Annotated in this window: 11 protein-coding genes and 1 pseudogene; 9 read left to right on the plus strand and 3 right to left on the minus strand. The window is 63.5% G+C overall.

Annotated features, from left to right (window positions below; all coding sequences use genetic code 11):
• The coding region (locus AC1DUB_RS23395) for an integrase core domain-containing protein (protein ID WP_477731557.1) at positions 1-237 on the plus strand (237 nt) is incomplete at its 5' end.
• Here AC1DUB_RS23395 and AC1DUB_RS23400 read toward each other — a convergent pair.
• Positions 218-616 (minus strand): annotated as a pseudogene (locus tag AC1DUB_RS23400) (TolC family protein); the annotation flags it as partial. The gene AC1DUB_RS23395 and the pseudogene AC1DUB_RS23400 sit on opposite strands and share 20 nt — an antisense overlap.
• Positions 617-709: 93 nt before the next feature.
• On the opposite strand from AC1DUB_RS23400, the gene AC1DUB_RS23405 reads away from it, so the two are divergent.
• From AC1DUB_RS23405 to AC1DUB_RS23420, 4 genes are all read left to right on the plus strand, one after another.
• Entirely contained in the window at positions 710-1327 is a 618-nt protein-coding gene (locus tag AC1DUB_RS23405; RefSeq protein ID WP_477731558.1) for a TetR/AcrR family transcriptional regulator, read from the plus strand.
• Between the two features lie 76 nt (positions 1328-1403).
• On the plus strand, positions 1404-2513 hold the full coding sequence (locus AC1DUB_RS23410) for an efflux RND transporter periplasmic adaptor subunit (RefSeq protein ID WP_477731559.1): 1110 nt from the start codon (positions 1404-1406) through the stop codon (positions 2511-2513).
• The gene (locus AC1DUB_RS23415) at positions 2510-5584 is read left to right on the plus strand and encodes an efflux RND transporter permease subunit (RefSeq protein WP_477731560.1); all 3075 of its coding nucleotides are present in this window, start codon (positions 2510-2512) and stop codon (positions 5582-5584) included. The genes AC1DUB_RS23410 and AC1DUB_RS23415 overlap by 4 nt, the downstream gene beginning before the upstream one ends.
• Positions 5585-5624: 40 nt before the next feature.
• Complete coding sequence (locus AC1DUB_RS23420) at positions 5625-6464, plus strand: oxidoreductase (RefSeq protein ID WP_477731561.1); 840 nt, start codon at positions 5625-5627, stop codon at positions 6462-6464.
• A 10-nt stretch (positions 6465-6474) separates the two neighbouring features.
• Here AC1DUB_RS23420 and AC1DUB_RS23425 read toward each other — a convergent pair whose 3' ends face one another.
• Complete coding sequence (locus AC1DUB_RS23425) at positions 6475-7341, minus strand: oxidoreductase (protein ID WP_477731562.1); 867 nt, start codon at positions 7339-7341, stop codon at positions 6475-6477.
• Positions 7342-7509: 168 nt separating this feature from the next.
• On the opposite strand from AC1DUB_RS23425, the gene AC1DUB_RS23430 reads away from it, so the two are divergent.
• Positions 7510-8472, plus strand: coding sequence for a LysR family transcriptional regulator (locus AC1DUB_RS23430; RefSeq protein WP_477731563.1), 963 nt, complete (start codon positions 7510-7512; stop codon positions 8470-8472).
• A gap of 112 nt (positions 8473-8584) precedes the next feature.
• On the opposite strand, the gene AC1DUB_RS23435 is transcribed toward AC1DUB_RS23430, so the two are convergent.
• Positions 8585-9481 carry a LysR family transcriptional regulator gene (locus AC1DUB_RS23435; RefSeq protein ID WP_477731564.1) on the minus strand — a complete coding sequence of 299 codons (897 nt, stop codon included), beginning with the start codon at positions 9479-9481 and terminating at the stop codon, positions 8585-8587.
• 323 nt (positions 9482-9804) lie between these two features.
• Between AC1DUB_RS23435 and AC1DUB_RS23440 the strand changes: the two genes are divergently transcribed.
• The 3 genes from AC1DUB_RS23440 (at position 9805) to AC1DUB_RS23450 (ending at position 12210) form a co-directional block, all read left to right on the plus strand.
• Positions 9805-10578, plus strand: coding sequence for a glucose 1-dehydrogenase (locus AC1DUB_RS23440; RefSeq protein WP_477731565.1), 774 nt, complete (start codon positions 9805-9807; stop codon positions 10576-10578).
• 165 nt (positions 10579-10743) lie between these two features.
• Positions 10744-11253, plus strand: a complete 510-nt coding sequence (locus AC1DUB_RS23445) for a DUF1097 domain-containing protein (protein WP_477731566.1) — start codon at positions 10744-10746, stop codon at positions 11251-11253.
• Positions 11254-11301: 48 nt separating this feature from the next.
• Complete coding sequence (locus AC1DUB_RS23450; protein WP_477731567.1) at positions 11302-12210, plus strand: SDR family oxidoreductase; 909 nt, start codon at positions 11302-11304, stop codon at positions 12208-12210.
• Positions 12211-12236: the final 26 nt, after the last annotated feature.

Below are 12236 nucleotides of genomic sequence, written 5' to 3' on the forward strand. Positions count from 1 at the left end.
CGCCGCACGCGCCCTTACACCCCACGCACCAACGGCAAAGCCGAACGATTCATCCAGACCTTGCTGCGCGAATGGGCCTACGCCTTCATCTACCCCGATTCAGATGCTAGGGCCCATGAACTGGAGCCCTGGATGCATCACTACAACTTTCGCAGGCCCCACTCAGCGACCTCCCACCGCCCTCCAGCTTCTCGCCTCGGATTTGATGGGAACAACGTCGTGAGAAACTACAGCTAGCGCTCAAGACTTTGCCCAGAGGCGTTTCAAGGGATTGGTAGGCTCTGGCTGCCTGGCCGCTGACGTTGCCGGAAGGCAGCAACGCAGCATTTGCCGCCCCAAGCTCCGCGCGCGCCTGGGTGACGCGAGCGGACGCCTGCGCGAGATCGAGGTTCTGCTCCAACGCCAGCGTGACGAATCGGGTCAGTTGCGGATCGCCGAAACCCGTCCACCATGTGACGAGATCGGCATGGGCAGTGGCATGCCGCTGGTCTACCGCTGGTTGGCCCAGGTACTGTCGCGGCATGGGCGTATCGGGCCTGACGTAGTCGGGACCGACGGCGCAGCCGGCCGAGAGGCCGGCAACAATGAATATGGCAAGGGTGCGTTTGGGCAACATGGACTTGTTCCGGATCAGGTAGTCGATGAGGTGACTATAATACAATATGGTCACTTGTTGTTGATTTCTCGGGATAGAGGTAAGCTTCAGACCATGAACAAAGCGACCACTTATCCGGTTTCCGCCCGCGGCCCGGCCGACCACGACGTGCGCGATCAGATCGTTACCGCGGCCACCGAGCACTTCAGCCGCTACGGTTACGAGAAAACGACCGTCTCCGATCTCGCCAAAGCCATCGGGTTTTCCAAGGCTTACATCTACAAGTTCTTTGAATCCAAGCAGGCCATTGGCGAGATGATCTGCGCGAACTGCCTGCGCGAGATTGAAACCGAGGTCAGTGCGGCTATTGCAGGGGCCGACATGCCGCCAGAGAAGCTGCGGCGGATGTTTAAAGCCATGACCGAGGCGAGCCTTCGCCTGTTTTTCCAGGACCGCAAGCTTTACGAGATTGCCGCATCGGCCGCTACAGAGCGCTGGCAGGCGGTTTATGCCTACGAAGAACGCATCCAGAAGCTGCTTCGGGACGTCTTGCAGGAAGGTCGGCAAACCGGAGACTTCGAGCGCAAGACACCCCTGGACGAGACGGCGTTGGCCATCTATCTGGTCATGCGCCCCTACCTCAACCCTTTGCTTTTGCAACATAGCTTTGACTACAACAAGGAGGCGCCGGCGCATTTGTCGAGCCTGGTGCTTCGCAGCCTGTCACCATAAATAAAACTGTGACTATTGACTAATTTGGTCACAAGTACCATAATGAAAGTCTAATCATTTCGTCAATGGGACTTTCATGCTCAGGCGTTACTTCGCTACATCTACAGCCATTTGTGCATTGCCTTTTGTGTTGGCCGCTTGCGGCGACAAGGCGCAATCTGATCCGCGTACCGAGGCGCCGCTGGTACGTGTGGCCACCATTCAGGGCTCGGTAGCTGCGTCTCGCGCGTTCACCGGGACCGTAGCCGCTCGGGTACAAAGCGATCTGGGCTTTCGGGTCTCGGGCAAAGTGCTGGAACGCCTTGTGGATACGGGGCAAACCGTTAAGCGCGGGCAAGCGCTCATGCGTATCGATCCCGTCGACCTGAAACTCGCTGCTCATGGGCAACAGGAGGCCGTCGCCGCCGCCCGGGCGCGAGCGCAGCAAACGGCGCAGGACGAAGCCCGCTACCAGGACCTGCGCGGAACCGGTGCCATTTCAGCCTCGGCCTATGACCAGGTCAAGGCTGCAGCAGATGCGGCCAAAGCCCAGCTCAACGCAACCGAGGCCCAGGCCGAAGTCGCCCGGAACGCGAGCCGCTATACGGAATTGGTGGCTGATGGCGATGGCGTCGTCATGGAAACGCTGGTTGAACCCGGCCAGGTCGTCAACGCGGGACAGGTCGTGGTGCGTCTGGCCCATGCCGGCCGCCGTGAAGCCGTCATTCAACTACCGGAAACCTTGCGCCCTGCGGTCGGTTCAACCGGGTTGGCCACGCTCTTTGGCCAGGAAGGCGTAGCCGTTCCGACCAGGCTCAGGCAGCTCTCGAACGCCGCGGACCGGCTGACGCGCACTTTCGAGGCGCGCTACGTGCTGGATGGCGAGCTGTCCAACGCTCCATTGGGCAGCACAGTCACCGTTCAAATCCCGGATGCAAATTCCACGACGCAAGGCGGCTTTTCGGTACCCATTGCTTCCCTGTCCGACGCGGGCAAAGGGCCGGGAGTCTGGGTCATTCAGGGTGAGCCGGCAAAGGTTTCGTGGCGACCGGTCAAGGTCCAGCGCCTGGGCGACGACAGTGCTCACATCGCAGGTCAACTCAAGCAGGGTGACCGGATAGTCGCACTTGGCACGCACCTGCTGCGCGAAGGCGAGCAGATTCGCGTGGCTGGTCAAGCGGCCGCAACCGCAAGCGCGCGGCCATGAGCGAAGGCCGTTTCAACCTGTCGGCGCTCGCCGTGCGCGAGCGCTCCATCACCCTGTTCCTGATCTGCCTGATCTCGCTGGCAGGGCTCATTGCGTTCTTCAAGCTGGGCCGGGCGGAAGACCCTTCCTTCACCGTCAAGGCAATGACGATCATTACGGCCTGGCCAGGGGCAACCCCGCAGGAAATGCAGGACCAGGTCGCCGAGAAGATTGAAAAGCGGCTGCAGGAATTGCGTTGGTACGACCGTACCGAGACCTACACCAGACCGGGCCTGGCCTTCACGACCTTGACCCTGCTCGACAGCACACCGCCCTCGGAAGTGCAGGAGCAGTTCTACCAGGCCCGCAAGAAGGTCGGAGACGAAACCGGCAGCCTTCCGTCCGGCGTGATCGGGCCGATGGTCAACGATGAATATTCAGACGTCACCTTTGCCCTGTTCGCGCTCAAGGCCAAAGGCGAACCGCAGCGCTTGCTGGTGCGCGATGCGGAGACGCTGCGCCAGCGGTTGCTGCACGTGCCGGGTGTCAAGAAGGTCAACATCGTCGGCGAGCAGTCCGAGCGCATCTACGTCGAGTTCTCGCACGAACGTCTGGCAACGCTGGGCGTCAGCCCGCAGGAGGTGTTCGCCGGGCTCAATAGCCAGAACGCCCTGACGCCCGCGGGTTCGGTGGAAACCAAGGGCCCGCAGGTGTTCATTCGCCTGGACGGTGCGTTCGACGAGCTGCAGAAGATCCGCGACACGCCGGTCATTGCGCAGGGACGCACCCTGAAGCTATCGGACATCGCCACGATCAGGCGCGGCCATGAAGACCCTTCAACTTTCCTGGTCCGCAATGGCGGTGAACCCGCGTTGCTGCTCGGCATCGTCATGCGCGATGGGTGGAACGGGCTCGACCTCGGCAAGGCGCTGGACAAAGAGGTGGCGGCGGTCAACGCCGATCTGCCACTCGGTATGAGTTTGACAAAAGTCACGGACCAGGCGGTCAACATCAGCTCGGCGGTCGATGAATTCATGGTCAAGTTCTTCGCCGCTCTGCTGGTGGTCATGGTGGTGTGCTTTGTCAGCATGGGTTGGCGGGTCGGTATCGTGGTCGCCGCAGCCGTGCCGCTGACGCTGGCGGCTGTCTTCGTGGTGATGCTCGCGACCGGCAAGAACTTCGACCGCATCACGCTGGGCTCGCTGATCCTGGGCCTGGGTCTTTTGGTCGACGACGCCATCATCGCGATCGAGATGATGGTGGTGAAGATGGAGGAAGGTTACAGCCGCATCGCCGCCTCCGCCTATGCCTGGAGCCGTACTGCCGCGCCCATGCTTTCGGGAACGCTGGTCACGGCCGTCGGTTTCATGCCGAACGGTTTCGCCCGGTCGACCGCAGGGGAATACACCAGCAATATGTTCTGGATCGTCGGTATCGCGCTGATTGCTTCGTGGGTGGTCGCCGTGGTCTTCACGCCCTATCTCGGCGTCAAACTATTGCCTGAGCTAAAAAGGGTCGAAGGCGGCCACGAGGCGATCTACGACACGCCGCGCTACAACCGCTTTCGCCAACTTCTGGGTCGTGTGATCGCGCGCAAGTGGCTGGTCGCCGCGTCCGTCGTGGGCCTGTTCGTGGTGGCCATACTAGGCATGGCGGTCGTCAAAAAGCAGTTCTTCCCGATCTCCGACCGGCCCGAAGTGTTGATCGAGGTGCAGATGCCCTATGGCACTGCTATCACCCAGACCAGCGCCGCCGCGTCGAAAGTGGAAGCCTGGCTGGCCCAGCAAAAGGAAGCCCGGATCGTTACCGCCTATGTCGGCCAGGGTGCGCCGCGCTTTTACTTCTCGATGGGACCGGAACTGCCCGACCCATCATTTGCGAAGATCGTGGTGCGCACCGACAGCCAGGACGAGCGCGAGGCATTGAAACACCGGCTGCGGCAGGCCATCGCCGAGGGGCTTGCACCGGAGGCCCGGCTGCGTGTTACCCAGCTCGTATTCGGACCCTATTCGCCGTTTCCGGTGGCCTACCGGGTCACCGGCCCTGACCCCGACAAGCTGCGAGAAATTGCGGCAGACGTGCAACAGGTCATGGCCGCCAGTCCGATGATGCGCACCGTCAACACTGACTGGGGCATGCGTACGCCCGCGCTGCACCTCACCTTGCAACAGGACCGGTTGCAAGCCGTCGGGCTGAGTTCTAGCGCGGTGGCGCAACAACTGCAATTCTTTCTGACAGGAGTCCCCATCACCTCCGTGCGCGAAGATATCCGTACGGTGCAGGTCGTCGCTCGCGCGGCTGGCGAGGTCCGGCTCGACCCCGCCAGGGTCGGCGATTTCACGCTGGCTGGCGCTAACGGGCAGCGCATTCCACTGTCGCAACTGGGCAAGGTCGACATACGCATGGAGGAACCCGTCATGCGCCGGCGCGACCGCATGCCCACGATTACCGTCCGCGGCGACATCGCCGAAGGCTTGCAGCCACCGGACGTGTCGGCAGCGATTACCCGGCAGCTTCAGCCTGTCATGGACAAGTTGCCGAGCGGCTATCGCATTGATCAGGCGGGCTCCATCGAAGAATCAGGCAAGGCGACGGTCGCGATGCTACCGATCTTCCCCATCATGCTGGCATTCACCCTGCTCATCATCATCTTGCAGGTGCGCTCAATCTCCGCGATGGTCATGGTTTTCCTGACCAGCCCGCTGGGACTGATCGGCGTAGTGCCAACCCTGCTTCTGTTCCAGCAGCCATTTGGCATCAATGCGCTGGTCGGGTTGATTGCGTTGTCGGGAATCCTGATGCGCAATACGCTGATATTGATCGGGCAGATCCGCCACAACGAACAGGTGGGACTGGCTCCATTCCACGCGGTCGTCGAGGCCACCGTGCAGCGAGCCCGGCCGGTGGTTTTGACAGCCTTGGCTGCGATCCTGGCCTTTATCCCACTGACCCATTCGGTGTTCTGGGGAACGCTCGCTTACACGCTGATCGGTGGCACCTTCGCCGGGACGGTTCTGACTTTGGTGTTCCTGCCGGCCATGTATTCCATCTGGTTCAAGATCCGCCCGGCGACAGAAGCTGATCCGCGCTGATTTGCTCTTCTTCACTATTCACTTATCGGAAGGATCTGCCATGTCGAAATCTATCGTTGTCGTTGTTACTGGCGTGTCATCGGGCATCGGGCGTGCCGCTGCAGAAAAGTTCGCGCGGCGAGGATGCCAGGTGTTCGGCACCGTGCGCAGCATCGCCAAAGCGAAACCAATGTCCGGCGTCGAACTCATCGAGATGGACGTTCGCGACGACGCTTCCGTTCAACGCGCTATCCAATCCATCATCGACCAGGTTGGCTGTATCGACGTATTGGTCAACAACGCGGGAATGAACATGATCGGCGCGGTGGAGGAAACAACGACCGGCGAGGCCGCTTCCCTGTTCGACACCAACGTGTTCGGCATATTGCGCACCACCCAGGCGGTGCTCCCGCACATGCGAGCGCAACACCACGGAAGGATCGTCAATGTCAGCTCCGTGCTTGGCTTTCTCCCGGCTCCGTACATGGGGCTTTATTCGGCCTCCAAGCATGCTGTGGAAGGGCTATCGGAAACCCTGGATCATGAGGTGCGTCAGTTCGGCATCCGCGTAACATTGGTCGAGCCGTCTTATACCAAGACCAATCTGGAGGCCAGCTCGCCTCAGGTAAAGTCAAAAATCGCGGACTATGACCGCGAACGCGACATCGTCTCGCGCTCTGTCGCCGATAGCGTCAACGGCGCACCCGAACCCTCTGAGGTGGCAAACACGATCGTCGAAGCGGCGCTTGGCACCTGGCGTATGCGCCGCACTCCGGCTGGACAGGCATTCCTCTTGAGTAAATTGCGCCGCTTCATGCCTGCAGGCCCTGTCGATGCCAGCCTGAGAAAAGCGCTCGGCCTAAACAGGGCATTGAAGAAATCGAATCCTTCTCTTGCCTGAACAACGCGGCTCAGGCCGCCAGCGCTTCCTTCGGAAAGTCCGTCGACGCCGACAGCGCCTTCCATGCCTTCATCTCGGCCTCCACAAACGCATGCTTGTCCTGGATGGTCTGCAGCGTGTCGGTGCCCAGCGCCAGGCGCAGCGGCGGCGTGGCGGATTCCACCAGCCTCAGCATCGCCTGCGCCAGCCGCAGCGGGTCGCCCGGCTGGTTGTGGTTGATCTGCGTGGCGGCCACGCGCACCTTGCCGGCGCTGGCGGCGTAGTCGTCCAGGATGCGCGGCGATACCACCAGTGAGTTGCTGTCCAGGAAGTCGGTGCGGAAGTAACCCGGCTCCACCGTCGTCACATGAATGCCCAGCGGCACGAGCTCGCCGTGCAGCGCTTCGGTCAGGCCTTCTACCGCGAACTTGGTCGAGCAGTACACGCCAAAGCCCGCGCTGGACTGGTAGCCGCCCAGTGATGAAATGTTGATCACGTGGCCGCTGCGGCGCGCCCGCATCGCCGGCAGCACGGCGCGCGTCACGTTGAGCAGGCCAAACACATTGGTTTCATAGAGGCGCCGTACTTCGTCCGCCGTGGCTTCTTCCACCGCGCCCAGCAGGCCGTAGCCCGCGTTGTTGACCAGCACGTCGATGCGGCCAAAGCGCGCCAATGCGGCTTGGACGGCGGCAGCTGCCTGCGCTTCGTCGGTCACATCCAGCGGCGGCGCCAGCAGCGCATCGCTCGCGGGAAATCTCTTTTGCACCGAAGCGGCGTCGCGTGAGGTCGCCACCACCGCGTCGCCGTGCGCCAGTGCCGCCTCGGCAATGCGGGCGCCAATGCCGCGCGTCGCGCCGGTGATCATCCAGATACGTTTGAAATCAGTCTTTGCATTCATGGTCTTGCCCTTTGAAAAAATGTTGCTGAGGAGGGCAATGTAGGTTTTCGATTGAGTGTTGAATAGACCACAATCGCTGGGTTCATAATCAATCAAAACATGACAATACGGGCTCGATCCCTCAATCCATTAACCCGATAAAGCCCCGTAAACACGCAAGGAGCCGCCATGGCCTTCAATGAACTGCGCGCCGTTTCCACCTTCGTCAAGGCCGCCGAGCTGGGCAGCCTGCGTCAGGCCGCCGCTGCGCAGGCCATCACGCCCCAAGCCGCCAGCCAGGCGCTGGTGCAGCTGGAGCAGCACCTGGGTGTGCGCCTCTTTCACCGCACCACCCGCAGCCTGAGCCTGACCGAAGAGGGCGAACAATTTTTGCAGGCCGCCCAGCCCGGGCTGACCACCCTGCAGCGCGCCCTGCACGGCGCCCGCCGGGGCCGCGAAGAGATCGCCGGGCCGCTGCGCATCGTGGCGCCGCGCTCCATCATGCTGGAGGTGTTGTGGCCGGTGCTTGAAGAGTATTGCCGCCGCCATCCGCAGGTCGACCCCGACATCCAGATGGACGACCGCATCGGCAACTGGGTCGAAGACCGGGTTGACGTTGGCTTTCGGGCGGGCGCCCCGCCCGAGGGCGGCGTCATCTCGCGGCGCATCATGCCGCTGCAACTCGTCGTCTGTGCATCGCCGGCCTACATCGCGCAGCACGGTGCGCCGCAGACGATAGACGCGCTCGCCGATCACCGCTGCAGCGGCTTCAGGCATGCCGGCACCGGCAAGGCCATGCCCTGGGAATTCAAGGTGGGCGAAGAAGTCGTGGGGCGAAGCATTGCGGCGGCTTTTCTGACCAACGACGTGGACCTCGAAGCACGCGCCGTCGTCTCCGGTCAGGTGGTCGGCCAGCTGATAGGCGTGACCGCCGCGCCGCTGGTGCGCGCGGGCAAGCTGGTGCCGCTGCTCACACAGCATGTCACCGACCACCTTGGCCTGCATGTGTACTACGGCAGCCGCAATGCGCAGCCGGCGCGCGCGCGGGCGTTCATCGACCTGGCGGTGGAGCGCCTGGTCGGTAACACGCAGTTTTTCCTGGAGCCGCATGAGCTGGCGCCGGCCGCCGTGAAAGGCCGGCGCCGCAAATAAGCGAAGAAGCGGGTAGCGCGCTGTTCAGGCGCTCCGCTGCGCTCTGCAGGAATGCACCCCATGGCCGGGTGCCCGCATCCATTCAGGCGTCAGCTGTTCGGGCCTTCTTCTTTCAACCCGCCCGCCCCATCACATCGGCCACCCAGTCCACAAACACCCGCACGCGCGGCGACAGCTGGCGCGAGTGCGGGTACAGCACCGACACCGGCATGGGTGCGGGCCTGAAGGCCGGCAGCACCTCCACCAGCGTGCCTTCCTTCAGCCGCGCCGCCACGTGGTAGCGCGGCACCTGGATCAGGCCCAGGTGCGCGGCGCAGCAGGCCGCATAAGCGTCGGCGTCGGTCACCGCCACCGAGCCCTTGAGCTGCAGCTGGCGCTCAGCACCCTCCACGAGGAAGTCAAAGGGCAAAGGTTTGCCGGTGCGGGTCGAGAGGAAGTTGACGGCGCGGTGCCCGCGCAGCGCCTCCACCGTGTCGGGCGTGCCGTGCCGGGCCAGGTACTCGCGGCTGGCGCAGGTGACCTGCTCCAATAAAGCCACGCGGCGCCCCACCATGCTGGACTCCGTCAGTTCGCCCACGCGCAGCACGCAGTCCACGCCCTCGCGCACCAGATCCACCAGCCGGTCGCCCATGCCGATTTCGAGTTCGATGTCGGGGTAGCGCTCAAAAAATTGCGCAATGACCGGCAGCAAAAAGTGCTTGGCCAGCGTGCCGTGCAGGTCCACGCGCAGCTTGCCCCGGGGCTTGCTGCCCACGTTGACGAACGCCGACTCGGCCTCTTCCAGATCGGTCAGGAGGCGCAGGCAGCGTTCGTAATAAGCCGCGCCGTCCTGCGTGGGGCTCACATGGCGTGTGGTGCGGTGCAAGAGCCGCGCGCCCAGGCGCTTTTCGAGTTGCTGTACCGCATGCGTCACCGTGGCGCGCGGCAGCTGCAGGTCGTCGGCCGCCTTGGTGAAACTGCCCAGCTCCACGATGCGGGTGAAGAGCTGCATGGAATGAAACCGATCCACTAGCTAGCGCCCCCACGGTTGCTCACTGCGTGTAGCGCCCTGCCCCCCGAGGGGGCCGCTGCGCCTGCGGTCTGGCGAAGCCAGTCCCGCGGCCCCTGCTGGAATGAAAAGCCCCCACGTTCGTCCACTGCGAGTGGCTCTCTGCTGGTTGTTTTGCTCATCGCATTGTTGGCATTTATTGAGCAGTGATGGCAAGTTTACGGTATTTATCGCATGTGGATTGAATAGAACAATACCTTCACTGACCCACCAAAAGCGCACAACCCACCCAGCGCTGCGGGCGGTCAGAGCCAACCAACCTTTATCAATCCCAGGAGTTCCAAATGACCGCTTCAGCAAACCAGCTTACCCAAGCCACCCAAGCCACCCAAACCGCCATCGTCACCGGCGCTTCGCGCGGCATCGGCGCCGCCATTGCCCAACGCCTGGCCAAGGAAGGCTACGCCGTCGTCGTCAACTACGCCGGCAAGGCCGACGAAGCCCAGGCCGTGGTGCAATCCATCACGTCCGCCGGCGGCCAAGCCGTCGCCGTGCAGGCCGACGTGTCGAGTTCCGCTGCCGTCAGAGCCCTGTTTGACGAAACCATCCAGGCCTTCGGCCGCGTCGACGTGCTCATCAACAACGCCGGCATCATGCCGCCCACCCTGCCGCAGCTGGCCGACACCGACGACGACACCTTTGACCGCCTCTTCGCAGTCAACGTCAAGGGCACCTTCAACACCCTGCGCGAAGCCGGCGCCCGCCTGCAGCAGGGCGGGCGTATCGTCAACTTCTCGACCAGCGTGATCGGCCTGGCCCTGTCCGGCTATGCGGTGTACGGCGCCACCAAGAGCGCCGTCGAAACCCTCACCAACATCATGGCCAAAGAGCTGCGCGGCAAGAACATCCGCGTCAACGCCATCGCGCCCGGCCCCACGGCCACCGCGCTGTTCCTGGACGGCAAGACGCCCGAAACGATTGAGCGCATGGCAAAAATGGCGCCGCTCGAGCGCCTGGGCACGCCCGAGGACATCGCCAGCGCCGTTGCTTTCCTGGTCAGCGAAGACGCCGGGTGGGTCAACGGCCAGACACTGCGCGCCAACGGTGGCGTGGTCTGAGAGGACATGAATCTTTCTACTGCGCGGACCGATCTCGGGCCTGTGCTCCTCGCCGTACGTGAGTACGGCTGCGGTGCTCGACCCGACCTCGGCCCGCTCGCTACGAAATCTTCAAGCCCTCTCGTCACCGCTCGACACCAAGCACTCGCAACCAAGGACTTATCAATGACATTTACCTCTACCCCCACTGCGCGCCGCGCGCCGTCGCCTGCGCTGTTCCTGATGCTGACCGTCGCCGCGGCCGTGACGGCAGCGCTGGCTGCCGGGCTCACCGCCACGCTGGCGCTGCCGGTCTGGGCCATGTTCATCGGCTGGGTCGCGTTTTTTACGCGTGGCATCAGTGCGCGGGACGGCGCGGTCAATGCCCTATGCGTTGCGCTCGGCCTGGGCTTCGGCATGGCCGCTGCGCTGGGGCTGGGCGCATTGGGCCCCGCGCTGGGTGCGCTGGCCTTGCCACTGGTGGTGTTCGCGGTGGCGGTGGTGGTCGTCTCGCTGCGCGCCGCGCCGGTGTTCAACAACATCCTGTGCTACTTCCTTGGCCTGATTGCCTTCTTTGCCTCGCACCTGCAACCGTCACCGGCGGCCTTTGCGGAGCTGGCAAGCGCGGTTGCTCTGGGCTCTCTGGCGGCCTGGATTGCCCATGCGCTGCAGCACCGCATGACCCGTGCAGCCTGATTCCCTCCAATCACTTCAATCACGTAAATTTTCAGAAAGATCCTCATCATGAAATCCGTCATCCTCGTCACCGGCGCCTCCACCGGCATTGGCCACCTCACTTCCCGCGCCCTGGCCCGGGCCGGCCACACGGTCTATGCCAGCATGCGCGACACCGAAGGCCGCAACGCACCCAAGGTCCGGGAGCTGCGCGACTGGAGCTTTGCCAACGGCGTTGACCTGCGCGCCGTCGAACTCGACGTGCTGTCCCGGGCTTCGGCCGATGCCGCCGTGGCCCACATCCTGGCCGAGCAGGGTCGCCTCGATGTCGTGGTGCACAACGCCGGCCACCTGGTCGTCGGCCCCACCGAGGCCTTCACGCCGGAAGAAATCATCAAGGTCATGGACACCAACTTCCTCGGCAGCCAGCGCGTCAACCGCGCCGTGTTGCCGGGCATGCGGCAGAAAGAAGCCGGCCTCGTCCTGTGGGTCAGCAGCACCACGGTGCGTGGCGGCTTCCCGCCCTTCCTCGGCCCTTATGCGGCCGCCAAGGCCGCGATGGATTCGATGGCGGTCACCATGTCCTACGAGCTGGCCCGCTTCGGCATCGAGACCTCCATCGTCGTACCCGGCGCCTTCACGCGCGGCACGGCGCACTTCCCCAATGCCGGCAAACCCGCCGACCAGGCCACCGCTGGCGCCTATGCGCGTTACGACGGCGTGATGGACCAGGTGGGCGAACGGCTGTCAGCGCTGACACCCGACCACGCCGACCCGCAAGCTGTGGCCGACGAGATCGCCCGCATCGTGAGCCTGCCGCACGGCAGCCGGCCCTTCCGCTCGGTGATTGATTTCATCGACGACGGCGCCGGTGCCGTGACCGAGGTGGCGGAACGCGTGCGCGAGGAGTTTGCGCACCGCATCGGCATCGCCGACATGCTCAAGCCGACCGTATTGCGGGAGGCGCAGGAGGCCTGAGCCGGCTGGTTCCGCTTCGGAGGCGG

This window comes from Polaromonas sp. P4_F9 (assembly GCF_056401235.1).

Excerpts from the sequence above, each read along its gene's own strand:
- AC1DUB_RS23405 (WP_477731558.1), top strand. The coding sequence starts at position 710 with ATGAACAAAGCGACCACTTATCCGGTTTCCGCCCGCGGCCCGGCCGAC.
- AC1DUB_RS23410 (WP_477731559.1), top strand. The coding sequence starts at position 1,404 with ATGCTCAGGCGTTACTTCGCTACATCTACAGCCATTTGTGCATTGCCT.
- AC1DUB_RS23415 (WP_477731560.1), top strand. The coding sequence starts at position 2,510 with ATGAGCGAAGGCCGTTTCAACCTGTCGGCGCTCGCCGTGCGCGAGCGC.
- AC1DUB_RS23420 (WP_477731561.1), top strand. The coding sequence starts at position 5,625 with ATGTCGAAATCTATCGTTGTCGTTGTTACTGGCGTGTCATCGGGCATC.
- AC1DUB_RS23425 (WP_477731562.1), bottom strand. The coding sequence starts at position 7,341 with ATGAATGCAAAGACTGATTTCAAACGTATCTGGATGATCACCGGCGCG.
- AC1DUB_RS23430 (WP_477731563.1), top strand. The coding sequence starts at position 7,510 with ATGGCCTTCAATGAACTGCGCGCCGTTTCCACCTTCGTCAAGGCCGCC.
- AC1DUB_RS23440 (WP_477731565.1), top strand. The coding sequence starts at position 9,805 with ATGACCGCTTCAGCAAACCAGCTTACCCAAGCCACCCAAGCCACCCAA.
- AC1DUB_RS23445 (WP_477731566.1), top strand. The coding sequence starts at position 10,744 with ATGACATTTACCTCTACCCCCACTGCGCGCCGCGCGCCGTCGCCTGCG.
- AC1DUB_RS23450 (WP_477731567.1), top strand. The coding sequence starts at position 11,302 with ATGAAATCCGTCATCCTCGTCACCGGCGCCTCCACCGGCATTGGCCAC.